At 39.1% G+C, this 22,825-nt stretch carries 23 protein-coding genes; 13 read left to right on the top strand and 10 right to left on the bottom strand.

Annotated features, from left to right (window positions below; translation table 11 throughout):
• Nucleotides 1-217 precede the first annotated feature (217 nt).
• Entirely contained in the window at nt 218-1,552 is a 1,335-nt protein-coding gene (gene astB, locus Q7657_RS03110) for an N-succinylarginine dihydrolase (RefSeq protein WP_107165958.1), read from the top strand.
• 73 nt (nt 1,553-1,625) lie between these two features.
• Here the strand turns inward: astB and Q7657_RS03115 are convergent, their stop codons facing one another.
• On the bottom strand, nt 1,626-2,078 hold the full coding sequence (locus Q7657_RS03115; protein ID WP_053988834.1) for a YidB family protein: 453 nt from the start codon (nt 2,076-2,078) through the stop codon (nt 1,626-1,628).
• A 22-nt stretch (nt 2,079-2,100) separates the two neighbouring features.
• Nucleotides 2,101-2,532 (bottom strand): peptidoglycan-binding protein LysM, encoded by a 432-nt coding sequence (lysM, locus tag Q7657_RS03120; protein ID WP_023934748.1) that lies wholly within the window; start codon nt 2,530-2,532, stop codon nt 2,101-2,103.
• Nucleotides 2,533-2,988: 456 nt separating this feature from the next.
• On the opposite strand from lysM, the gene Q7657_RS03125 reads away from it, so the two are divergent.
• Nucleotides 2,989-3,510: a DUF2058 domain-containing protein gene (locus tag Q7657_RS03125; RefSeq protein WP_107165956.1), complete on the top strand. Its 522-nt coding sequence runs from the start codon at nt 2,989-2,991 to the stop codon at nt 3,508-3,510.
• 87 nt (nt 3,511-3,597) lie between these two features.
• Here the strand turns inward: Q7657_RS03125 and Q7657_RS03130 are convergent, their stop codons facing one another.
• Nucleotides 3,598-4,047 (bottom strand): hypothetical protein, encoded by a 450-nt coding sequence (locus Q7657_RS03130; RefSeq protein ID WP_053988836.1) that lies wholly within the window; start codon nt 4,045-4,047, stop codon nt 3,598-3,600.
• 462 nt (nt 4,048-4,509) lie between these two features.
• Here Q7657_RS03130 and Q7657_RS03135 point away from each other — a divergent pair, with 462 nt between their 5' ends.
• Together Q7657_RS03135 and Q7657_RS03140 are read left to right on the top strand one after the other, a co-directional pair.
• Nucleotides 4,510-6,216: a phospho-sugar mutase gene (locus Q7657_RS03135; protein WP_107165955.1), complete on the top strand. Its 1,707-nt coding sequence runs from the start codon at nt 4,510-4,512 to the stop codon at nt 6,214-6,216.
• Between the two features lie 202 nt (nt 6,217-6,418).
• Complete coding sequence (locus Q7657_RS03140; RefSeq protein WP_008989033.1) at nt 6,419-6,595, top strand: ATPase; 177 nt, start codon at nt 6,419-6,421, stop codon at nt 6,593-6,595.
• Between the two features lie 93 nt (nt 6,596-6,688).
• Here Q7657_RS03140 and brnQ (Q7657_RS03145) read toward each other — a convergent pair whose 3' ends face one another.
• The 3 genes from brnQ (Q7657_RS03145) to yjjG form a co-directional block, all read right to left on the bottom strand.
• Entirely contained in the window at nt 6,689-8,023 is a 1,335-nt protein-coding gene (brnQ, locus tag Q7657_RS03145; protein ID WP_107165954.1) for a branched-chain amino acid transport system II carrier protein, read from the bottom strand.
• 559 nt (nt 8,024-8,582) lie between these two features.
• Entirely contained in the window at nt 8,583-9,866 is a 1,284-nt protein-coding gene (gene brnQ / locus Q7657_RS03150; RefSeq protein ID WP_392397321.1) for a branched-chain amino acid transport system II carrier protein, read from the bottom strand.
• Between the two features lie 395 nt (nt 9,867-10,261).
• Nucleotides 10,262-10,933 carry a pyrimidine 5'-nucleotidase gene (gene yjjG / locus Q7657_RS03155; protein ID WP_107165952.1) on the bottom strand — a complete coding sequence of 224 codons (672 nt, stop codon included), beginning with the start codon at nt 10,931-10,933 and terminating at the stop codon, nt 10,262-10,264.
• 263 nt (nt 10,934-11,196) lie between these two features.
• On the opposite strand from yjjG, the gene Q7657_RS03160 reads away from it, so the two are divergent.
• Nucleotides 11,197-11,445, top strand: coding sequence for a GlsB/YeaQ/YmgE family stress response membrane protein (locus tag Q7657_RS03160; RefSeq protein WP_053988841.1), 249 nt, complete (start codon nt 11,197-11,199; stop codon nt 11,443-11,445).
• 71 nt (nt 11,446-11,516) lie between these two features.
• Here Q7657_RS03160 and Q7657_RS03165 read toward each other — a convergent pair whose 3' ends face one another.
• Nucleotides 11,517-12,419, bottom strand: coding sequence for a chemotaxis protein (locus Q7657_RS03165; protein ID WP_107165951.1), 903 nt, complete (start codon nt 12,417-12,419; stop codon nt 11,517-11,519).
• Nucleotides 12,420-12,934: 515 nt separating this feature from the next.
• On the opposite strand from Q7657_RS03165, the gene Q7657_RS03170 reads away from it, so the two are divergent.
• The 8 genes from Q7657_RS03170 to Q7657_RS03205 all read left to right on the top strand — a co-directional run bounded on the left by Q7657_RS03170 (nt 12,935) and on the right by Q7657_RS03205 (nt 19,339).
• Nucleotides 12,935-15,022 carry a glycosyl hydrolase family 18 protein gene (locus Q7657_RS03170; protein WP_107165950.1) on the top strand — a complete coding sequence of 696 codons (2,088 nt, stop codon included), beginning with the start codon at nt 12,935-12,937 and terminating at the stop codon, nt 15,020-15,022.
• Between the two features lie 117 nt (nt 15,023-15,139).
• Complete coding sequence (locus Q7657_RS03175) at nt 15,140-15,292, top strand: hypothetical protein (protein WP_164488058.1); 153 nt, start codon at nt 15,140-15,142, stop codon at nt 15,290-15,292.
• Nucleotides 15,293-15,452: 160 nt separating this feature from the next.
• A complete protein-coding gene (locus Q7657_RS03180; protein WP_107165949.1) occupies nt 15,453-15,698 on the top strand; it encodes a hypothetical protein in 246 nt (81 codons plus the stop codon).
• A gap of 105 nt (nt 15,699-15,803) precedes the next feature.
• Nucleotides 15,804-16,661 (top strand): GGDEF domain-containing protein, encoded by an 858-nt coding sequence (locus tag Q7657_RS03185; RefSeq protein WP_053988844.1) that lies wholly within the window; start codon nt 15,804-15,806, stop codon nt 16,659-16,661.
• A 123-nt stretch (nt 16,662-16,784) separates the two neighbouring features.
• Nucleotides 16,785-17,453, top strand: coding sequence for an SH3 domain-containing protein (locus tag Q7657_RS03190; protein WP_053988845.1), 669 nt, complete (start codon nt 16,785-16,787; stop codon nt 17,451-17,453).
• Nucleotides 17,454-17,601: 148 nt separating this feature from the next.
• Nucleotides 17,602-18,354: a TatD family hydrolase gene (locus tag Q7657_RS03195; RefSeq protein WP_107165948.1), complete on the top strand. Its 753-nt coding sequence runs from the start codon at nt 17,602-17,604 to the stop codon at nt 18,352-18,354.
• A gap of 157 nt (nt 18,355-18,511) precedes the next feature.
• Nucleotides 18,512-18,661 (top strand): hypothetical protein, encoded by a 150-nt coding sequence (locus tag Q7657_RS03200; RefSeq protein WP_181319846.1) that lies wholly within the window; start codon nt 18,512-18,514, stop codon nt 18,659-18,661.
• 9 nt (nt 18,662-18,670) lie between these two features.
• Nucleotides 18,671-19,339 carry a glutathione S-transferase family protein gene (locus Q7657_RS03205; RefSeq protein WP_107165947.1) on the top strand — a complete coding sequence of 223 codons (669 nt, stop codon included), beginning with the start codon at nt 18,671-18,673 and terminating at the stop codon, nt 19,337-19,339.
• An 89-nt stretch (nt 19,340-19,428) separates the two neighbouring features.
• Here Q7657_RS03205 and Q7657_RS03210 read toward each other — a convergent pair whose 3' ends face one another.
• From Q7657_RS03210 to Q7657_RS03220, 3 genes are all read right to left on the bottom strand, one after another.
• Nucleotides 19,429-20,418 (bottom strand): LBF_2804 family protein, encoded by a 990-nt coding sequence (locus Q7657_RS03210; RefSeq protein ID WP_107165946.1) that lies wholly within the window; start codon nt 20,416-20,418, stop codon nt 19,429-19,431.
• 225 nt (nt 20,419-20,643) lie between these two features.
• Nucleotides 20,644-21,069 (bottom strand): hypothetical protein, encoded by a 426-nt coding sequence (locus Q7657_RS03215; RefSeq protein ID WP_107165945.1) that lies wholly within the window; start codon nt 21,067-21,069, stop codon nt 20,644-20,646.
• A gap of 135 nt (nt 21,070-21,204) precedes the next feature.
• Nucleotides 21,205-22,584 carry a D-alanyl-D-alanine carboxypeptidase family protein gene (locus tag Q7657_RS03220; protein WP_053988850.1) on the bottom strand — a complete coding sequence of 460 codons (1,380 nt, stop codon included), beginning with the start codon at nt 22,582-22,584 and terminating at the stop codon, nt 21,205-21,207.
• Nucleotides 22,585-22,825: the final 241 nt, after the last annotated feature.

Below are 22,825 nucleotides of genomic sequence, written 5' to 3' on the forward strand. Positions count from 1 at the left end.
CCGAATCTGGCTGCTTTTTTTTGCCTAAAATTGCGTAGTTATTCACTTGTATACCTCAAAAATACGGCAACATAGCGAAATAGCGAAGATCTCCAATTTCAATGAAATAATAATCTACTAATAATGATTAAATAACCATAAATAGGTTTAGTTGCTGTAAATGTAAAAACTTTGTTATGTTAATTGTTATGTGATTAGCAGATAACATGGATGAGAAATGAAAGCAGTAGAAGCAAACTTTGATGGATTAGTTGGTCCTACGCATAATTACAGTGGACTTTCTTACGGTAATATTGCGTCTGCTAAAAACAGCGCAAAAACCTCTAACCCGAAGCAAGCCGCCAAGCAGGGGCTGGCGAAAATGAAGGCTCTTGCTGATCTTGGTTTAGTACAAGGGATCATTGCTCCACAAGAAAGACCTGATCTTGTCACATTACGTCGTTTGGGATTTTCTGGCTCTGAGCAACATATCATTCAACAGGCAGCAAAATACAGTCCGAAACTGTTGGCTTCTTGCTACTCTGCGTCGAGTATGTGGACAGCTAATGCGGCGACGGTTTCTCCCTCTGCTGATACATCAGATAAGCGGGTTCACTTTACACCTGCAAATTTGGTTAACCAGTTCCATCGCTCGATTGAGCATGTAACGACAGGAAAGATCCTAAAAGCAATGTTTCCAAATGAGCAGCATTTTCATTATCATGATGCTTTACCAACAGTAAATCACTTTGGCGATGAGGGAGCGGCAAACCATACGCGTTTTTGTCATGAATACGGTGATGCAGGTGTTGAGTTTTTTGTTCATGGACGTTATGCCTTTGATAGTCGTTTTACTCAACCTCAGAAATACCCGGCAAGACAAACATTTGAAGCTTGTGAAGCGTTAGCTCGTTTGCATCAGTTAGATGAGCAAGGTGTTGTTATTGCGCAACAAAATCCAGCCGTGATTGATCAAGGTGTATTCCATAACGATGTCATAGCCGTGGGTAACAGAAATACCTTGTTTTGCCACGAGCAAGCCTATGTTGATCAAGCCAAGGTTTATGCAGAGTTAAGGCAAAAAATGGGGGATGACTTCAGGATCATCGAAGTACCAACATCCAGTGTGTCGATTGATAATGCGATTTCCAGCTATTTGTTTAATTCGCAATTGTTATCGTTACCTAATGGGGAAACGGTATTGGTGTTACCGCAGGAGTGTGAAGAAAACCGTCAAGTGAAACACTATGTCGAGCAGCTAGTAAATAGTCAGCAAGGTATAGATAAAGTGATGATCTTCGATTTAAAGCAGAGCATGGCAAATGGCGGGGGACCTGCGTGTCTACGATTGCGTGTGGTGCTTAATGAACAAGAACTGCAAGCGGTGAATCCTGATGTGTTAATGACAGATACAAAGTTTACTATCTTGAATCAGTGGGTTGATAAGCACTATCGTGATTGCTTGGTAGAAGCGGATTTAGCAGATCCTAATTTGCTGGTGGAATCACGCACGGCATTAGATGAGCTAACGCAAATATTAAACCTTGGCTCGATTTATAACTTTCAACAATGATCTTATAAATAAACAAAAGGCGATAAGTAGAAGTCTACTTATCGCCTTTAGAAACATATCTACAAGCTAATGGTTATTTTTTACCAAATAGGCTTGAAGCTAGGTTCATGATACCGTCCATGCCGCCAACAGCTTGGAACAACTCAGATGCGATATCACCGTTTGGACTTGCTTTATCAATCATACCCGGCAACGTTTCCTGTAAACCTGTTACAGCTTCATCTTTAGGCATTTGTAGATCGTTAGCAAAGTTTGATAACTGATCTGGATTGAAAATTTTAGCAATATCATCAGCAGAGATTGGTGAGTTTTCACCATTACCCAACCATGATGCAACGATATTCGCTAAACCAGCACCGTTAAGTGATTGAAGGATACTGTTAAAATCAATACCTTCACCATTGCTGTTACCACCAAGTAGGCGAGCCAGTGCTGACATAATGTTGTTTTCGTTTAGGCCATCAGTATTTGCACTTGATTGTGCAAATAGTTGAGCACCAATACGTAGAATCTCTGCGATATCCATAATTAAACCTTAAATATTGAACTTAAGCTGCTGCTGGGATACGAAGCTTTTGACCTGGAAAGATTTTGTCTGGGTCAATGATAACTTCACGGTTAGCTTCAAAGATTTTCTCGTAATCAGCGCCGTTACCTAGTGTTTTTTCAGCGATTTTCCATAGGCTGTCACCAGATTGAACTTCGTAGTAAGACACTTCTTCTGTTGATGCAGGTGCAGAAATGTTATCTACAACAGATTCAATACCTTCAGTATTACCTGTCATCAGGATCGCTTTTTCACGTGCTTCTGCGCTATCAGCTTGACCAGATAGTGTTGCAACACCGTCTTTTACTTCAACTTTAAGATCAGAAACACCAGGGTTATTGTCTTCAATATGCTGTGTGATTTTCTCAGGTGCTTCTTCTTCGTTACCGAATAATTTTGTGCCGATATTACGTGCGAAATCTAATAAACCCATTGTTTACATTCCCTAAATGAAGAAATAGTCATTAAAAAGACTAGACGAAAATTTAAGAACAACTCATTTTTATTGAATTAAGTCTTATGGAAAGTATGCTCAATCCCAACTCTCTGTTGTGCTTAGATGTTGTTGTCATTTTTATTGAGATACGGTTTGATTTCGATACTAGGTCATCGTTTATCGATAAGCTATATCCTTATAAGAAAGCATATTTTTTAAAAATGAAGAATGACAACAGTGTTTTATTGCAATATATAGAATGGTGTTTGGTTAAATTTTGAACATTGATTTATTGCATGAATGTATCTGTCTAATCTCTGGGAGTAAAGCTCATAATAACGATGAGGTAATTTTTGTGTTTACGCTTGACCTGTTTTAGCGCTAAAAGTGATAATACGTCCATAAATCAGTGGGTCTACACTGGTAATGCATGAATAATTTTATGGAGTTTCAATGGCAAAGCTAAGTCTACAAGAGCAGATGCTACAAGCAGGGCTTATTGATAAGAAAAAGCTTAAAAAGGCGGGTAAATCGTCTAAAAAATCGCGCACTCAAGCGAAAGAAGCAAAAGCTGCTGTTGAAGCAAATCGTCAGGCGCAGTTAGAAAAAGATAAAGAGCTTAACCGTGCCCGTGACGAAGAAGTGAAGGCAAAAGAGTTAGCCTCTCAAATTAAACAGCTTATTGAGATGAATCGCTTAGATCGTAAAGACGGTGACATCGGTTATAACTTTACTGATGGCTCAACGGTTAAGAAGATTTATGTTGATAAAGTAATGCAAGATCAGTTAGTAAATGGTCGCTTAGCGATTGCACGTTACCAAGACGGTTACGAAGTGATCCCAGCGGCTGTTGCGGATAAGATTGCACTTCGTGATGAGTCTAGCATTGTGCTTAACAATACGGTTGATGACAGTATTGTTGATGAAGATGACCCATATGCAGATTTTGTTATCCCTGACGATCTGATGTGGTAAATCATTACTGCTAGTAATGCATGAAAAAAGCCGATGTTATTTACGACATCGGCTTTTTTGTTGCTTTTTTCTATTCACAAATATGGCTTATTTTTTCTCTTCGGTTGCGTAGTGAATGTCATTCATATCAACCGTGATGGTTTTAAATACTTTCTTTCCGTTCTCACTATAACTGACCACAAACGACACTGATGGGCGCTTTTCAGAATATTTAGCTGTTTTCATCCAATCCCAATGCTCAAAGGTTAAATTCGGCTCTTTTTCTGTTACGAAATAGGTTTGCTGTGGCATCTCGCCATATTGTGATACAGCAATATAAAATTGTGTTGGTGGGCATGAGCCATTATCACATTCACCATTCTCTGTTAATGAATACACCTTTACCGCAAGAGGGGGGATAATTTCCTTTGGTGTTGTTGCCACTAAACGTTGGTTATTCAGTAAAAATGCGAGATCTACATTTGCATTTTCAGGTGAGCTTTCAGCCTGAGAGCAAGCAGTAATAAGCAGGACAAGAGAGAGGAGAATCGCACGCATGACAATATCCTTATATATTCAGTTAACGACAGCAAAATGAGGTATATAGGTTTAGCCTAATGGGCTTGTGTCAGTGTTTAATCATAATTATGTGCGAATAACCCCATGATTTTATGTTATTACGTCAAATCTTATCGGTGTGTTGGTCATTGGTTAAGAGCGGAATTTACTCATGTGTTTTCAGTGGTAGGCTAGGTATTTCGCGACCTAGAAAGCAATAAACGGTACTTAAATATAACCAAGATTATCGCAGTAATAGCATTGTATAACTTTGAACTTACGCTATCGTTTGCGTGTGCAATAATTAAACAGATGGGTGTGAGTGTGGTAAAAATATCATTATATCTAATGCGAATGTTTATCATTTGTGGTTAAGTAGTGATATCAATAGCAAATGGCTATTATATGAATCAGACATTCGATAGTGATTAAGATAATCATCAACATAGCAGGACAATAATAATGAATAGTGATATCGCTCGTTGGTTGGAACGTGACCCTGATCTTAAAACACGTAATGAACTTGAACAGCTAATTAAAGACAATAACCAAGCAGAATTAGCCGATCGTTTTAATGGTCGTTTAGCATTTGGTACAGCGGGTCTGCGAGGTGTTGTTGGTGCTGGTCCTAATCGAATGAACAGACTGGTGATACAGGAAACTGCAACAGGGTTAGGGCAATATTTATTGCGCTCAGTACCTGAAGCAGCCAGTAAAGGTGTGGTCATCGGCTATGATGGTCGTCCTGATTCTCAGCAATTTGCGCATGATACGGCATCAGTGTTAACCGCACAGGGCATCAAAGTGTACTTAACGGTTAAAGTAGCCCCTACACCTGTGGTCGCCTTTGGTGTTAAACATCTGAATACCGCAGCCGCAGTTGTTGTTACTGCAAGTCATAACCCTCCTGAATATAACGGCTTTAAAGTGTATTGGGGTAATGGCGCTCAGATCATTCCACCGCAAGATGCGGGTATCGCTGAAGAAATAGATAAAGCGACAACGCATGAATTATCACAATTATCATTAGAAGTTGCGGCGGAAAAGGGGCTATTGGTATGGCTGGATGATGACTATTACCAAGCTTATCGTCAAACCATGAACAGTAATCCGTTGTTGGCGAATCATACCGAGCCGCAAGCGATTAAAGTTACTTACACCGCAATGCATGGTGTGGGTGCTGAAATGGCAGAAACATTATTGGCTGACGTTGGTTTTACCCATGTATACAGTGTTGCAGCGCAAAGAGAGCCAGATGGTACTTTCCCAACGGTTAAATTTCCGAATCCTGAAGAAGCAGGGGCGATGGATCTTGTTATTGCGGAAGCGAAAAAGCATGATGCCGTTTTAGCTTGTGCCAACGATCCTGATGCTGATCGTTTTGCTGTCGCTGTTCGTCGAGATGATGGTGAATACCAAATGCTGACAGGGGATCAGGTGGGCATTCTGTTTGGTTATTATTTATTAAGTCATGCGCCAGCAAACCAAAACCTTGTCGGTAACACCATTGTTTCATCAAGCCTATTAGGCAAAATTGCGGCTACATTAGGGGCTCGTTATTACCAGACTTTAACGGGTTTCAAATGGTTGACGAATGTTGCTATGGCACAGCAAACAGAAACGCATCAATTCCTATTTGCCTATGAAGAAGCGTTAGGTTACACCGTTGGTAGTAAAGTATGGGATAAAGATGGTTTATCAGCATTGGTCGCTTTTGCTCAGTTAACCGCAGAGCTACATGCCAAAGGACAAACCATTTGGGATCAACTTGAAGCGATTTACCGTGAACATGGTTTATATGTTAATGCGCAACGAAGTATTGCGTTAGATCCTACAGCTGCACCGATTGGTGACACATTACGTGCAACACCACCGACAGAAATAGCTGGTTTGCCCATTGTTTGCACAGAAGATTATAAACAATCGCTACGTATTTTCAGTGATGGCACAGTAGAAGCGATTGATCTACCTGTCAGTGATGTGCTTATTTATCACTTACAAGGTGGTTCCCGTGTGATTGTAAGACCATCAGGCACAGAGCCTAAATTAAAATGCTACTACGAGGTGGTTGAGCCAATGCTGCATGAAGATACCATGGTACATGCTCAGCAACGTGCTCAAGAGGCAATGGAGCAGTTAATTGCTAAGCATCAGCAATCTATTAAGTAATTAATAACACGATTATTTAGCTTGTTATACGGCAGTGATATTACAGATATCACTGCTGTTTTTATAACCGTTATCTGTTGTTTTAAATTGTTTTTCATCAAAGACTTCCCCAAAGCGTCTTGCCTAATCCAGGTGCGCTCAATGGTCATTTACGTGTATAATCAAGCCAATATTTATTATTTTAAAAAGTTAGGGTTTTCCTATGCATGATTTAAATCTATCTATTCCTGATGATTTCGAAAAAGAGCCAGAGTTACCGATCCCTGAGATTGATGAGCAAAAGAAAATTGTTGCTGAATTAAAGCGTTTAGAAGAAGCAGGTGAGCTAACGCCAGAAATTCTTCATGCATTTATGACTGGCGAACGTAAGCCTGAATAAGCATTAAAAAAGCCTCTGCACTGAATAGTACAGAGGCTTTTTACTTTCGAGAAAACAAAAGCAGCGATAGCCCCAACTATCGCTGCTTTTTTATTACTCGTTGTTCGCTGTTTTTAAGCGGTAATCGACACGACCGAATTTATTCTCAGCCACTGCTGTGCGTCCAATAGCCGCTGTTGCAATCAGCATGAATAGAGAAGGTAATAACCAACTTGCATGGGCATTGTATAGCGGTAATGCGTCAGCAAAGAAAGTACCTAACTCTTTTGGCATTTTGCCTAAGATATTAATCGCATCAATAGTGCCGAAAGCCGTGGCTGTCACTAATACTGTAGTATGCGTTAAGCGAGATACTGTCAGTGTAGAGGCTGCTAATGATGCTAATACTAGTGCAATCGCAACAGGGCAAAGCACTAAGATAGCAGGCAAGCTTACTTTTAGAATGTCGTTTAGACCAAAGTTTGCAATGATACAAGTCAGTACCACAATAATGGTCGCGGTTAAGCCAAAAGAAGCTTTAAACGTATCTTGGTAGTATTCAGCACAAGCGTTCGTTAGACCAACCGTTGTCGTTAAACATGCCATCAAGATAATTGCTGCCAGTAACCATTGACCGTAGTGACCAAACTCACCAGCCACGTAACGGGTTAAGATAACGCTACCATTTACGCCATGCTCAGCAATAGATGAAGAGGTTGCACCTACGTAGCCCATTACAATGTAGCAAGCAGCCATTAATGCAGCATAAATCAATGCTACTTTAATAGAAGCAGAAGCAATTCCTTGCTGAGTGGTAACACCTTTCGCTTTAATTGCATGGATGATCACCCAACCAAAACCAACTGCCGCAATCGCATCCATTGTCATGTAGCCTTGGATCAAGCCACTAGTCACAGCACTTGTTTGGTAATCACCATACGGTGTTGCTGGTACGCCCAATGGGTTTAGAAAAGCAGATAAACCAAGACCACATAATAGAAGGATCAATGCAGGTGTCATGATCTTACCGATGTAAGTCACAAGGTTACCCGGTTTAAAAGCAAGGAATAATGTGAGTGCTGAAAAGATCACTGAAAACGCAACAAGGTGATCGCTTTTGAAAAATGGCTGAATACCCATTTCATAAGCTACTGTTACAGCACGTGGCATACCAAAAGCCGGGCCAATTGCAGTAAATAGAAGCACCCAAAACGTTGTACCTAACCATTTAGGCAGTGCTTTAGTAAGGTTATTGGTATTACCAATACGACCTAACACGATAATAGTAAAAGCAGGTAGACCAACTGCTGTGATCAAAAAGCCACCCATGGCAGAAGTAAGTGAAGTACCTGCGTCTAAACCCATCGCTGGTGGAAAAATTAAGTTACCAGCGCCCAAAAAGAGGGCGAATGTCGTGAGACCTAGTACGAAGATGTCTTGTGTTTTCAAATTGGATACCTGCATTTTTTGAAGTTATAGACAAACATCGGCGTATTGCGCAATGAGCTACACATCCATGATTAAAATTGTATTCCGCAGGTTTGCTGATAGAAGATAGTTGACTTGATAGTATCCTCCGCCAGCTCGGCTGACGGAAGTTTAACCGCCAGCCTAGCGAATAATCACTAGGATAATAGCGGTAATAATTCGTGCTGTTTGTTGTAACACAGCAGCAGAAGTTTCGCCCCAACTGGATAGCTGGTTCGATGCTAAGTATTTTCTTGTTTTATGTTCTAGCTTTGCTGAATACATAACTTAACAACTTCTGGTATGTGACGAAATTAACGCTTACAACATATAAAGAAAACGTAGTGTTGTAAATGATTTTTTTATGGTATGCGTTTTTTTACTAGCAATAGTAGATGAATTGACTGTTAATAATCAAAATATTAGCAGCGAATGAAATATAAATCGGTTTTTTATAAATACTTTAACTTAGGGACGAATTGAAGGTTTCAAGAGGAAAAGGCTGAAGTTAGGGAAGAGAACATAACTTCAGCCGTTGGTATTATTGGGCTACAACATCACTACGACGTTGAGTCGTATGGATCACTTTACTGATCACAACCGTTACTAACACAGGCAGTAACCATGAGGCATGAGCATGGAAAAGAGGCAACCATGTATTGAGCTCTTTTAGGGTTGATGCTGGTATCTTGCCTAGAATATTCAACGCATCAATGGTGCCAAATAGGGTTGCGATAATCACAATAATGGTTTGGCTCATAGACAGTTTACGTGTTTCATTACTCACTGTTTTCGGCATGAAAATAATAGCAATGATCAGTGATACAGCGATTGGGCATAAGATCAAAATAGCAGGTAAACTGACTTCGATAATGGTTTCTAAGCCCACATTAGAGATCAGTGCTGTTAGCGTCATGATCACCGTTGCACTAATGGTAAATGGTACACGGTAAGTATTTTTGTAGTATTCGCCGTTTGCGTTAGTTAAACCAATCGTGGTGGTTAAACATGCCATTAAAGTGATGGTTGCTAAGAGGATTTGACCAAAGGTACCAAATTCGCCAGCAGCGTAGCGCGTTAAAATTTCACCACCATTGGTAGAGTTTGGCGCGATAGACGATGATGTTGCACCAAGGTAACCCATCGCTAGGTAACATAGCGACATCAATACCGCATAAATACCTGCTACACGTAAGGTGTAGTAAGAAATGGCTTTATCACACTTAACGCCTGTACTGCGGATCGTTTGGATGATCACCCAACCAAATGCGACAGCAGCAATAGCATCGAGCGTCATGTAGCCTTGGATCATACCGTTTACGGTTGGTGCTGCTTTATAAACAGCGTTAGCATCAGTGGGTGAGCCTAATGGATTAACAAGTGCAGCGATAACTAATAAAGCCAGCATCGCGATCAGGGCTGGTGTCATTACTTTACCGATGTAATTAACGAGTTTCCCCGGCTTTAGTGCCAATACTAACGTCAGTAAACAAAACAGAATGGAGAACACCATTAAGCCGTCGCCGTGGTAGAAAGGCTTAATGCCCATTTCATAAGCGACAGTTACAGCGCGTGGTAAAACAAAGGCAGGACCAAGGGTTGTTAATACTAAGAACCAGAAAGTGCGATCCATCCAGTTCGGTAGCGAAGCTGTAAGTTTGTTGGCTGAAGATAGGCGACCAAGAACAATCAAGGTTAAAGCGGGTAGACCAACAGCAGTTAATAGAAAGCCACCAATTGCAATCAGCCAGTTTTCACCAGCTTGCTGCGCCATCATAGGTGGAAAGATCAGATTACCTGCCCCTAAAAACAAGGCAAAGGTCATAAATCCAATCGCGGCTAGTTCTCTTCTCTTCAAATGGCATACCTTCTCAATGAAAGTCAGTGTGCTGGAAGATAAAAGAGGTGAGATAGTATCCGCCAGCAGTAACTGACGAATAAACTTAAACGTCAGCGTTTAGTTGACGACGACGACAGAGACAAGCACAGATGTATTCATAACAAATACAGCAGAAGATACTGTTAAATTGTTTTGGCTAATTGAATACATAATATATGCGCCTGATGAAATAATTGACCTAAAACTAAATCTATTTAAGTGGATTGTAAAGCTATAATCGGTATTTATTTGTACTTCATTTTTCATGAACAGTGTATTTATCACCATAATGCAGGATAAAATAGTGATAAATACAATTTATAAATTACAACCTGTTGATATTATTCAAGGATTTTTTCAAGCTCAGCCAAGGTAGCAACTTGGTAGTTTGGGGTAATATTTTCTGGTTGAGGTTGGTTTTGATGGTTAAACCAACAAGTATCAAAGCCTGCATTAATACCACCAAGAATATCGGATTGGGGATTATCGCCAACCATCAATACACGGGAAGGAGCTGGATTGCCCATTTTCTCAAGGCTGTAATCGAAAATACGGCGATCGGGTTTGGCAACTCCCACTTGTTCTGAAATAACAAGCAGATCAAAGTAAGAGGCAAAGCCTGTTTTTTCTAAACGAATTTGCTGTAATGCGGTAAAGCCATTGGTAATGATGCCTAATTTAGCTCTGCCTTTTAATGAATTTAATAAAGACTTTGCGCCCGGTAAGGCTTGGCATATATCTGCCATAGCATTCATAAAATCATCATTGAGTTGTTGCTCAGTGGTGTTGAGTTTTTTAGCCCATGGTCGAAAACGGGTTTGTTGTAATTCTGTCGCGGTAATTTCCCCATTTTGATACTGAACCCATAATGGACGATTAACTTTTTCGTACTCAATAAAATCCGTTTCAGTGAAGCGAATACCATGACGAGAAAACATGAGCTCAAGCCCTTTGAATGCATCAAAAGAAAACAAAGTTTCGTCTGCATCAAAGAGAATCCAATCGTATTTCATTTTGCACTTACCCCGGCATGTTATTTTATCTGAAAATCATCAACAAGCGCGCATCTTACACTAAGAATTAGCTATATGTTTATATAATTATCAATAAATCGGGAATGTTTTACGTGCAAAAGATACTGTAATTGAATGATTAATAAGCAATTGAACAATATTTTTATAAATATACCTTATTAGCTTTGAACCTTACCAAATAAGATCAGTCTACAATTAACAAATATGCGTTTTTACTATATTGGGTTTATATAGGAGTTCCTATGGGTATTTTTTCTTGGATCATTCTTGGTTTGATCGCAGGCGCATTGGCTAAGTTTCTTATGCCAGGTAAAGACGGCGGTGGCTGGATCGTAACAATGGCACTAGGTATTGGTGGTGCATTTGTTGGTGGTTATGTAGGTAAGTTTATTGGTTTAGGTCATGCGACAGGTGTCAATATCGGTAGTATTGTGACTGCAACCTTAGGTGCTTTCATCATTCTATTTATTTATAACCGCTTTATTCGTTAAGTTATAAGCTAAATAGTGAGTAAGAAGCGAGAAAGGGTCAAATATAATGACACTTTCTCGCTTTTGTTTATTTAACTGATTAAGGCTTTATGCTGCTCTGCGCCTCGAAGCATTGCGTGAATCAGTTCATTGGCTTCAAATTTCGTTAATGCTTCTTGTGCCCCAACTTGATGTGCTTGAGACACACTGATTTCGCTTGATAGTGATGTGTGAAGTATAATGTAGGTCGACACGAGTAAGTCGCTATTTTTCACATTAAAGGCTAACTCATAGCCATCTAACCCCGGCATCTCAATATCACTGACTAAAATATGGAACGGTTCATTGGCTTGAGCTGCACTTTGCATCATATTAAAAGCGTCTTGTCCGTTTGTTGCCACAAAATAGGGCACACTGATACTTTCCAATGCTTGAGTTAACTGTCTTCTGGCTACAGCTGAATCATCGACTAATAAGATTTTAAGTGGACGTAAGGTTTCTCTTTCAATATCTGTTAACGAAGGTAATAACGTAGAAGGATCATCTGGAAATATTTTAGAGAGGAGTAATTCGACGTCTAATAACTGAATTAGCTTATTGTCTTCACGCATAACACCCGTCACGAAAATATCACTGCCTAAATGTTGTGGCGGCGCTTCAATATTTTGCCAATTACATTCGGTGATTCGATCAATTCCTCGGACTAAAAAACCGACAAGCTTTCGACGACAGTCGGTAATAATAATAAAACAGCGCTGGCGTTCTTCTTGACTGATCGCAGGATAGCCAATGGCTTTTGCCATATCAATAACGGGTACGGTATCCCCGCGTAGTGTGGTAGTCCCTAAAACGGTAGGATGAGATTTTGGTATAACACTCAAATTGGTGTAAGGCACGATTTCTCTGACTTTAAGAGTCCCGATGGCAAAGCTTTGCAGAGCAGATAATTTAAATAACAACATCCCTTGTGATGTATTAGTCGTATTTTTTATCATACCTAGTCCATTAAATTGATATTTTATATTAATTTACTATCTTTGTAACATTGTAGCAATGAATTGTGAACTTGCTAAAGTTACGCATAAATAACTTATATATTTTATGATGTGTTATATCTGTCACATTATTAAAAATTAATAAACTTTACTTGTTGATCTTGCTTTAATAGTAAAACAAATATTATTTATAAATTAATTTATTTGTGGGAATATCCGCACACGATCGATTATTTTGATAATTAAATCTATGTAACCTTATACGCTTTATTCGTTATGTTTTTCAATGTTATTTGATTTGTTAATAATATTGATTAATACATAAATATAATAACTACCAATCATCATTTGTATTTATATGGCTTTTAATTATGACAATACAAATAGGAAGTTGGTTTAATAATAACAATATAAAGCTTAATGCATGGATGATAACAGAATAAGTAGTTGGAAACTACAGTGTATTTCTGTTGGTTAGGTAATTGCACTATCTATATAGATATGTGGAGCGGAATATGAAACAAATTAATAAAAAGGCATGGATTGCAAATGTTGCAGCTGGAGTATTATTCAGTAGCGTATCCATGAGTATTAGCGCAGCACCGACACACGATAAAAATGTCATTGGCTATTTAACGCAATGGGAAGCATCAAAAGGTGTTGAAGCTGGGTATTCTACTCAAGGTGAGGCCACACACTTAAATGTCAATTTAGACATTTATTCTATTATTAACTTCTCATTCTTTGGGGTGGCGAATAATGGCTCGTTACACAGTGCTGATTTTCGTAACCCGACATTATATGTAGAAGGTGCTGAACAAGAGCCTGCATCATTATTGAATACTCAACAGAATAGCGGTTGGGACTTACCTATTTTATGGGGTGAACTTGAATACTTGAATTATTTTCCATTTGATGAAGTTTCTGATGGGGAAAATATGGCAAAAGTAAAAGAACAAGGTTTTGTGAAATCAGGACATGGTTGGTTACACGAGCCTTCAGGTATTACCGGTAATTTACCTATTCCATTAAAAAAGGAAGGGGGAGCCCCCGGTTTAATTGATTTAGCACACCAAAATGGCGTTAAAGTCATGGCGTCGATTGGTGGTTGGAGCATGTCTAAACACTTTCCGGCAATGGCCGCAGATCCTGCAAAAAAAGCACGCTTTTTAGCTGATGTTGATCGTTTAATGGCACTGGGGTTCGATGGTATTGATATTAATTGGGAATACCCTGGTTTTGGTGGCTTAAACTTTAGTGGCAGTGTTGATGATTTCGATAATTTTGCTCAATTGATGGAAGATATTCGTGCTCGCATTGGTAGTGATAAATTACTTTCAGCGGCATTTTCTGCATCGACTGCAAAATTAGAAGGCTTTGATTGGAATCGGTTAGATAAGTCGATGGACTTCTTTAATATGCTCACATTCAATCTTGATGGCGGCTGGTCTGATGTTGCTGGACATAATGCGCCTTTATACCCATACCCTGAGCAAGAAAGTGAAGCGCTAAATTTAGAGTTATTGCGAAAATGGTTGGTTGAGCATGGTATTTCATCTGAAAAAGTTAATTTAGGTTTGGCTTTTTACGGCAGAGGGGTACAAACAACTGCGTCTAAAGCTTATATCGGTGCTCCAACAGCGAAAAGAAATATGACTTTTGCAATTGATGGACCTGCATATTCAGCTGCCGATGTGACTAATTGGCCTGCACATGATGGACAGCCTAATTATAATGAAATTGTAAAATCGACAGGATGGGAGCATCTGTGGGATGCCAATGCAGACATTCCCTATGCAGTAAAAGATCAATATATCTTAAGTTACGATAACCCTGAGTCGATCACAAAAAAAGCAGAATATGTTCTTAATCATGATCTGGGTGGTGTGATTATTTGGCAAGCAAATGGAGATATTCAGTGTGAAGGAACATTTATTAATTATGGTAATAGGCTAAAGAAATGTACTCAGTTACGCTCACCACTCGCTGAAGCTGTAGATCATGTTTTTAGTCACAGTGATAAAAATACACCGCCAGTTTTAACTACACCTAATATGTTAACTGTGGAATCAGGACAGACTGTCACGTTTTCAGTTTCAGCGACAGATATTGATAATAATGCTTTAACATTTACTGCTGTTAATGCCAATGTTACAAATCATAATAATGGCACCGCTACAGTGACTTACTCTGCACCACACATAACGGAAGCTATAAAGAGCAGTATTACCATCATTGTTTCTGATGGAGAGGCGAGCGTGTCTAAATCAACGCTAGTTGATGTATTGCCTGCCCCATTAGCTCCAGATGCGAATGAATGGAATGCAGATACTGTTTATAACGGTGGCGATAAAGTTGCTTATGACGGTAAGAAGTATATCGCTCAGTGGTGGACAAAAGGTGAGCGACCAGATATATCACCGGTTTGGGTTGAAGACAGCTCAACAGAATCGAGTACGGTTGCCAAATGGAAGCCCTCAGTTGCTTACAGTGGCGGTCATAGAGTTGAATATCGAGGTAATATATACCAAGCGAAGTGGTGGACGAAAGGCGACAAACCAGATCGCCCTGATTCGCCGTGGGAACTTGTAAAGTTGAAGTAAGACACCTTGTAAAAGTAGCCTATTGTGAATCGTCATCAGAATAGGCTTTTTTTTCATCGATAATTTTATCCATGGTTATACTCATATAGATGTTGAGACTAATAATGGAGAAATAGAATGGAATTAACAAACAATAAAGGCGAAGTGGCAGTATTAGCTGATAATTTAACACTGAAAGAAATTGCTGAAATGGGCTTCTCAATTGATTTGTGTGATAACGCTTTTGATGAAACGGAGCATTGGGTTGCAAAGTCTGAACAAAATGAATAATTATCGAAAAAATAAACGCCTCGTTATTAAATGAGGCGTTTTATTTTATGGGTTCTAATAAATTACAATAATTAAGACCCTATTCTACATAGATAAAGATGCAATAAAAAAGTGAGAGGAGTACCGTTATAAGAATGGTTATTGTTGAGTGAGTGAATAAATGAATATCGAAAATAAAGCATTATTAGATAAAGTCATGGCATTGGAAGGTAAAGACTTAACGCATTTAACGGAAGAAGAGAAAAAGGTATTTGATAGCTTTAAAGCGCATGAACACGAATTTGGTATCCGCCTTGATGTTGTTACTGAAGCTCCCATTTCTGAGCTTGAGCAAGGAACATCGTCCTATTTGACTAATGAGTTAGTACAACGCTATCCGAAACAGATTATAGTGATAAAAGAGTAAGATAATTGAAATATATGCATGTGCACTTTATTGCATAAAAACCTTGCTTTTAGAGTGGTTTCTATTATACATTTTGCAAATATTCACGCATTTATACATTAAATCATGGTTGATAAAGTTGATGGCTATTTAACGCCTTTTTTAGTCAATTTTCCTGGACTACTGTGCGTAAGAGATACGGAACATCGCATTGTATTTATAAATAATAGGTTAGAGCAGTGGGTAGAAACCTACACTAAGACTTGCTTAATAGGTAAAACATACAATGAGTTAGTTGCTGAGCGTATTATTCCAACTTGCTCTATAAAGCGAGTTTATCATCACCTGAGTATCGTTCAGGATACGCAGTCATCTAGCAATGTAATAGAGTGTCAGCTAGGAGATACAACAAGCTATTTTGATGTGGTGGAGTTTGAAACACAAGTTGGCGGTAATACTTTCTACTATATGATAGCCAAAGATATTACGGATCTTTATTGTGAAAAAGAACTGTACTTAAAAACATCATTAATTGATGAGTTGAGTGGTCTGTACAACAAGCGTTTTTTGAAAAACTATCATTTCACCGCCCAGAGTCTGATCATTTTAATTGATTTAGATAATTTTAAATTAGTAAATGATCATTACGGGCATGTAAAAGGCGATGAATTAATACAACGTTTTTCTGCATTATTACGCTCAGTGTTTCGTTCAGATGATAGTGTTATTCGCTATGGTGGTGATGAGTTTATTATTATTACTGAGAGTAATTATATTTCAGCTGTTGATAAAAGAATGTTGCTTTTAAAACAAAAGATTAGCCATGAATTTGATGAGTTTTCATTTATTACTTTCAGTTATGGTGCAGATTTTTATCAAAGTGATTTAGTCAAAACGATGAATAGCATTGATAAAAAAATGTATGAGAATAAAAAGTCAAAATTAAAACGACAATACATCACTGTCTCTCCGGCTGAAAAGTAAACAGACAGTATTTCGTTCATCTTCAATTAATTTTAAATACATAATATATCTATTAAAGGTTATGCATGGTGTAACAGTATTTTTCACCTTTTAATCAAAGTCACTATGCATAGGGGATATCTTATGAAGCGTTCAGTTTTAGCATTCGCAGGTATTGCAGCAGTTGCATGTATGAGTACAGCTGTATGGGCTGCAACGAACAATGCCGATGGTGTAAAGTTATACAATGAGCCAAATGTATCAGCAAAAGTATTAGAAACGGTTAAAGCTGATACGCCATTAATTACGATTTATAAGCAAGATGGTTGGGCGAAAGTCGGCAACCCAAGCAATGGTCAAACTGGTTGGATCAAGCTGGCAAACGTTAAAAATGCACAAACAGCAAAAGCGAATGTTCAGCCAAACCAGACCACGAAAACCATTAAAACAGACAATGGTGAGAAAACCGTTACCAAAGGTACGGTGCAAACCCCACAAGGTCCAATGAACTACGAAATTGTCCAGTTCCAATCTAAGGGTGATAACGCCAAAGTTGATAAAGCCTTCTTTGATCAACTACAAAAACAACAGATTGAAATGAATAACGTATTTGCCAACTCGTGGAATGACATGGGCGGTATGCAAATGAACATGGCAAATTTAATGGCGCAACAACAACAGCAAATGCAAGAAATGCAAAAGCAGTTTCAACAGTTTGCGCAGCAAAACATGGCTCAGCAACCTAATCATAAAATTGAATTAAAAGATGCAGCTCCTGCTCAGCCTACAGCATCACAAACAACGACCAAATAAATGCGGTTAGCTTGTTAGGAAAGCCTCCAATAGTATTCATGACTATTGGAGGCTTTTTCATATCACGAAGAAAGCAAATGGGAAAATAGAGCTTCAGTCATTATGTAATTGGGTATAATCCCTACTGTTTTCGTTTGGAGAAAATACTGTGTTGACCGATATTCATTGCCATTTAGAAAGTGTTCCGTTTGATCGATTAAATACGTTCATTGCGCAAAATGGACGCATTGGTGCGGTATCAATGACGGAAGAAAGTGCTCAGCAGTTAATCCAATTGAAGCTGCAATATCTTGACAATATTTACCTTTTCCTTGGTATTCATCCTGAAAAAGATTGTGACGAGGTGATGATCCAAACTGTTATCGACTTGATTTACAGTCATCGAGATCTACTTTCTGGCATTGGCGAAATTGGTATTCCGTTTTTCTATTTGGATGATAAAACCGAGCCAGAAAAACATCTTATCAAACAACAGGGAAGTGTATTGTTAGAGCGTTTTATTAAGATTGCTGCAGAGCTTTCCTTACCTGTGAACCTTCATGTTGTGGAAGAGGATATCCACTATGCCTTACCGATTTTGCAACGCTATAAAATAAAAGGGGCGTTATTTCATTGGTATGAGGGGAGCGATGAAAATCTTGACTTACTTCATCAACAAGGACATTTCATCTCAGTCAGCCCTTGGATTTTTGTTGAGCCACATTATTTTGAGTTTGCCAAGAAAATACCGCTTGATATGTTGCTGGTAGAGTCTGATTCACCATGTAAATACAATGGTAAAGTTGGAGAGCCAATGATGATCCATGATGTAGTGGCGGCGTTAGCAGCACATCACCAACTAGCAGTAGCGCAATTACAGCAAATAATAGAAACGAATACCCGACGCTACTTACAACTGTAAATATACTGAAGTGGGAGAGAAACAGTTTTACGTTTATGTTGTTGCAATTGTGCAGGTTTATTTATGAAGCCTTTCTAATAATAGGATATTAACGTTGGGGAAACGGCAAGATCTTATTACTGTGTCCTAGACGTTAGTTTAGTTAAAGGATTTTGTTATGGCACTTTATCGAAAGTTAGCATTAGGGCTCGGGGCTGGATTAATGGTCGGTTCATTATCAAGCGTTTTACCAACATTTCAGTTTGTCTGTTTTGTGGTTGGCTTGACGTTATGTAGCTATGTTTTCGTTGCTAAAACCCAGTCATAGAGGAAATCGATGGATATTAAAACGAAGTTGAAACTCTATTACTATCCCAATAATGCCAGTCTAGCTCCGCACTTTTTACTTCATCACGTTAATGCTGATTATGAATTGGTATTGGTGGATAAAAAATCAGAGGCACATAAATCCCAATCCTATTTAGCGTTAAATCCTGCGGGTCGTATTCCTACCTTGGTGGTAGGCGATCAGGTTATTTTTGAAAGTGCAGCCATTTGTATTCATATTTGTGAGTTGTTCCCGCAGTATCAATTGATCCCTGAGCTTGGTGATCATACTCGTCCGTTATTCTTTCAGTGGTTAATGTTTCTCACTAACACATTGCAAGCACAGTTGATGGTTCGTTATTACCCACACCGTAATACAGAAGATCAAAGTGCTATATTCAGTATTGTCTCAGCACAAGAGCAACGTATTGCTGAAAGCCTAGCAATGATTAATGACCAATTATCGAATAAGCAGTATTTATTAGGTGATAGGTTATCAGCCTGTGATTATTTTTTATTTATGTTGGTGGGGTGGTCTTTTCCGCTAACATCATCGACACCATTGCCGCATTTATCTCAATACTTAGAGCGATTGATGTGTAATACGACGATTCAAGCGGTGTGTGAGATTGAAGGTATTGATCTTGTATCAGTAAGAGCAAAGTTTGACTGCATTTAAGTTGTCGCAGAGACAAAAAGGCTAGCGTCAAACCTTCACCTGTAAAATTAGAAAGTATCCGCTAGCTTTTAGATTGTTAATGATGCTTGTTAGCAAAGAAGAGGGTTTGTTTTAGACGCTTGCAACACGCCGAGTTTACACAGCAAGTCTTTTTCATTTCGGGTTGGAGAGCGTCGGAAATAGAATAGGTATTCCGTCATCACAATTAACTCTGCTTTTTCTTCTGCTGTCAGGGCATCTACGCTATCTAGCAGCAAATCCACCGATTCTAATTCCGTTAAACAACATTGCTTACTCTTATTAAGTTGATCGTAGAAATACTCCAAATTCACATCACACTCTTGCTTGTAGCTTTGTCTTACAGCGATTAAGCGTAGTAATGCCGTGATATAAGCTTGGCTCATTTCTTTTGCTTCAAGCTCTGCCAGTTGGTTAAGGACATAAACACGGGCTGAAATACGCAAACGTACTTCACTTAATGCTTTTTGTTGTACCCAAGCATCCCAAAAGCCTGTGATCAGAGTTGATACCAATGGGATATACACTCGAACACTGCTACGTGAAATCGACTTTTGTAGGATCGCCTTAATCAAAAAGTTGCTGAGAATGTCTTTACCAGTGTATAGCGCCACTTTGATGTAACGGAACTTACTGTATTGCTTATACGGTTTTATGCCGTGAATGTTATCAATAGGCTCAGATAACTCCATAACAGCACGTACCAGTGAGGCTTTCATTTTATCGCAAAACTGATATTTAGCACTGGCACGATTGATCAGAATTGCAGTAGTAATAAAGCCGACTTCAAACAACAAAAATAGCTCTAAGCCAATAAAGGTTAAGTTTATTAACGCCAGCTTGATCAGGTTATCTAAGGCTAACCAGTTCTCTCCTAATAACTCTAAATAAATCTCGAATGCAACGATAAAGAAAGTCGTTATAAAGCCAATAAAAAATGACAGAGCAACACACAGTTGGCACAGTCGTTTATCAGTAATTTTGCTGAAAAGGTTATGGGTGACGGGTAGATAACGTTCAACACGTCTTAGTCCCCAATGCTCAATTTTTGCTTCAATCATGTTTTAACTATCAAACGTGAGTAGAACATCATAATGCGAGAATACGCAGGCGCATTTTAAGTGGCATGCTTTAAATTACATAGCGAATTTATTTTGGAGTGCTGAAAACAAACAATTAATAAGCTAATTAGTTAAAAATTATAAATAATGAGTTGAAACTAACTCATTATTTTTCAGTTGGATAGATTTAATAAAGCAGTGTTTAATTGATATTGTAAACAAGTGTTACTTAGCGAGAAAGCCAACATGGGAAAGTTGCTGCTTGGCAGATTGTTCGCTTGGCTCTGTTTGCGATTTAGGCTTATTGGCTGCTTTGGGTAGGAGTTGAAATACGGGCTGACCATCTTCTTTACGCACAAAAGCAATATCGCGATAGAGCAGATCATCACTCGAACTCGTCGCAGCTAAGGTTTTATCTTTGAGCAGAGATAAAGGACCAATCATGCCAGTGCAATGGTAGATTTTATGCTCGTAGTTATTAAACAGTTTACAAGGTTGATCAAGAGTAAACGTCTCTCCCGGCTCTAGATGACGGCTGTTCTCTACAGCTCGGTTAATATCATTGATCCCTGCAGCAAATACCGTTGATGTTGTAAGCAGAAGGGTACAAGAGAGCAGCGTAAAAGATGATTTAAGTAATGTTTTTGGCATTGTTATATCCATATAAAAAGCCAATATCTTATTCTTTTTAAAGTGAAAATATTGGCTTTATTCGTATGATGTTGTGGTGCTAAGGGTTATCCGTTAGTGAGATAACCCCAAACCACAGTCCTATTTTTTTAGGGGCTACAGACTGTGAGAAGCTAGCAAGTTATGGAAATACAGTGAGATATTTGCCCAGATTCGGGTGAACCAACCACCTTCTTGAACACTGTTAAGGGCAACAAGTGGCTCGGTTTGAATCACTTTGCCATTATAAGTCACGGTAACTTCGCCTAATTTCTCTCCCTTATCAACTGGTGCTTTGATTTCACTGTCGATTTGGAGCTTACTTTGCAGTGCTTTTTCATCAATGCTGGATGGAAGAACCAAGGTGAGTGGCTTCTCAAGACCTACAGAGACAGTATCTTGTTTTCCTCCCCAAACGTTTTGTTCAGAAAGTTTGCTGTCTGCCGCATATAAGGTGTCTTGTTTGAAGAAGCGGAAGCCGTAATTAAATAGTGCCTTACTTTGAGCGGCAACATCATTTAATGATTGTGTACCTAGAACAACGCCTACTAACTTCATCGGGTTATTCGGTATCTCTGCAGAGCTTACCAGTGAGTAGCCCGCAGCTTCTGTACTACCTGTTTTCATACCCGTCGCATATTGATAAGTGAACAATAAGCGATTGAAGTTTGGTTGGCGGATATGATTGTATTCAAAGTACTTTTGACCGTAAAAATGAAAGTACTGAGGGTAGTCGTTCATGATGTGCTGTCCGAGCAGCCCAAGATCATAAGCGGTGGAGAAATGTGCTGGCGCTGGTAAACCCATGACAGTGGTGAAGTGGGTATTGTGCATGCCGAGCTTAACGGCAGTGGCATTCATCATCGAAACAAATGAAGATTGTGAGCCTGCTATGTAATTTGCCAGTGTTACAGCGGCATCGTTACCTGATTCAACAATCACACCTTGAATAAGATCTTGCACTGAAACATAAGTGCCAGGTTTTAAGAACATTCTTGAGCCACCGGTGCGCCATGCGACTTCTGGCACTTGTACTTTTGAATCTAGTGAGATTTCACCGTTAGCCAGTTTTTGCTCAACAATGTACATGAGCATTAACTTTGTTGTGCTTGCTGGTGCCATACGCATATTGGCATCGGAAGCGGCAATCACCTGTCCGGTATTAGCATCCATTAAAATAAAAGCGCGTGCATCAAGTTTAGGAGGGAATACACCTGCCTGAGTCCACTTTTGTACTAGCGGTGTTGGGATCCCATTATTACCACCGGCTTCTACTGGTGCAGTTGGCACTTGTACACTTTCTGGAATACTGGTTTTTACGTCGATAGCACCGAAGCTATTAAGTGGCGCTTGAGCGTCTTTGTATTGCGTTGCTGCGAAGTAATCACTATTCGGCATAGTGTTCACGGCATCGTTGCTAGGCGTAGCAAATACTGTACTGGAGGAGAATAATGCAGCGATAGTTGCTGCTAAGGAAAGCTGTTTGAATGTTGTCATAAGAGTTTTAATTTACAGTTACTTACTAAATGCGCGATATAAAAAAGCGATGAGATAGGACAATGACTTTGCCGAGTGGTTAATGCCCAGCAGAGTTTATCCATCACTACCATAACAATGGTGAGTGCTTTTCCGTTCTTGATCAGCTTAATAATGACGTTGGTTACAGGTCGGCTTTCTATAATGATGTCCCGATCATTACGCACTATGTGACCTGAATCCTGTTGATAGCTATAACCAA

The sequence above is a fragment of the Candidatus Photobacterium acropomis genome, assembly GCF_030685555.1.
GTDB classification, from domain to species: Bacteria; Pseudomonadota; Gammaproteobacteria; order Enterobacterales; family Vibrionaceae; genus Photobacterium; species Photobacterium lucens.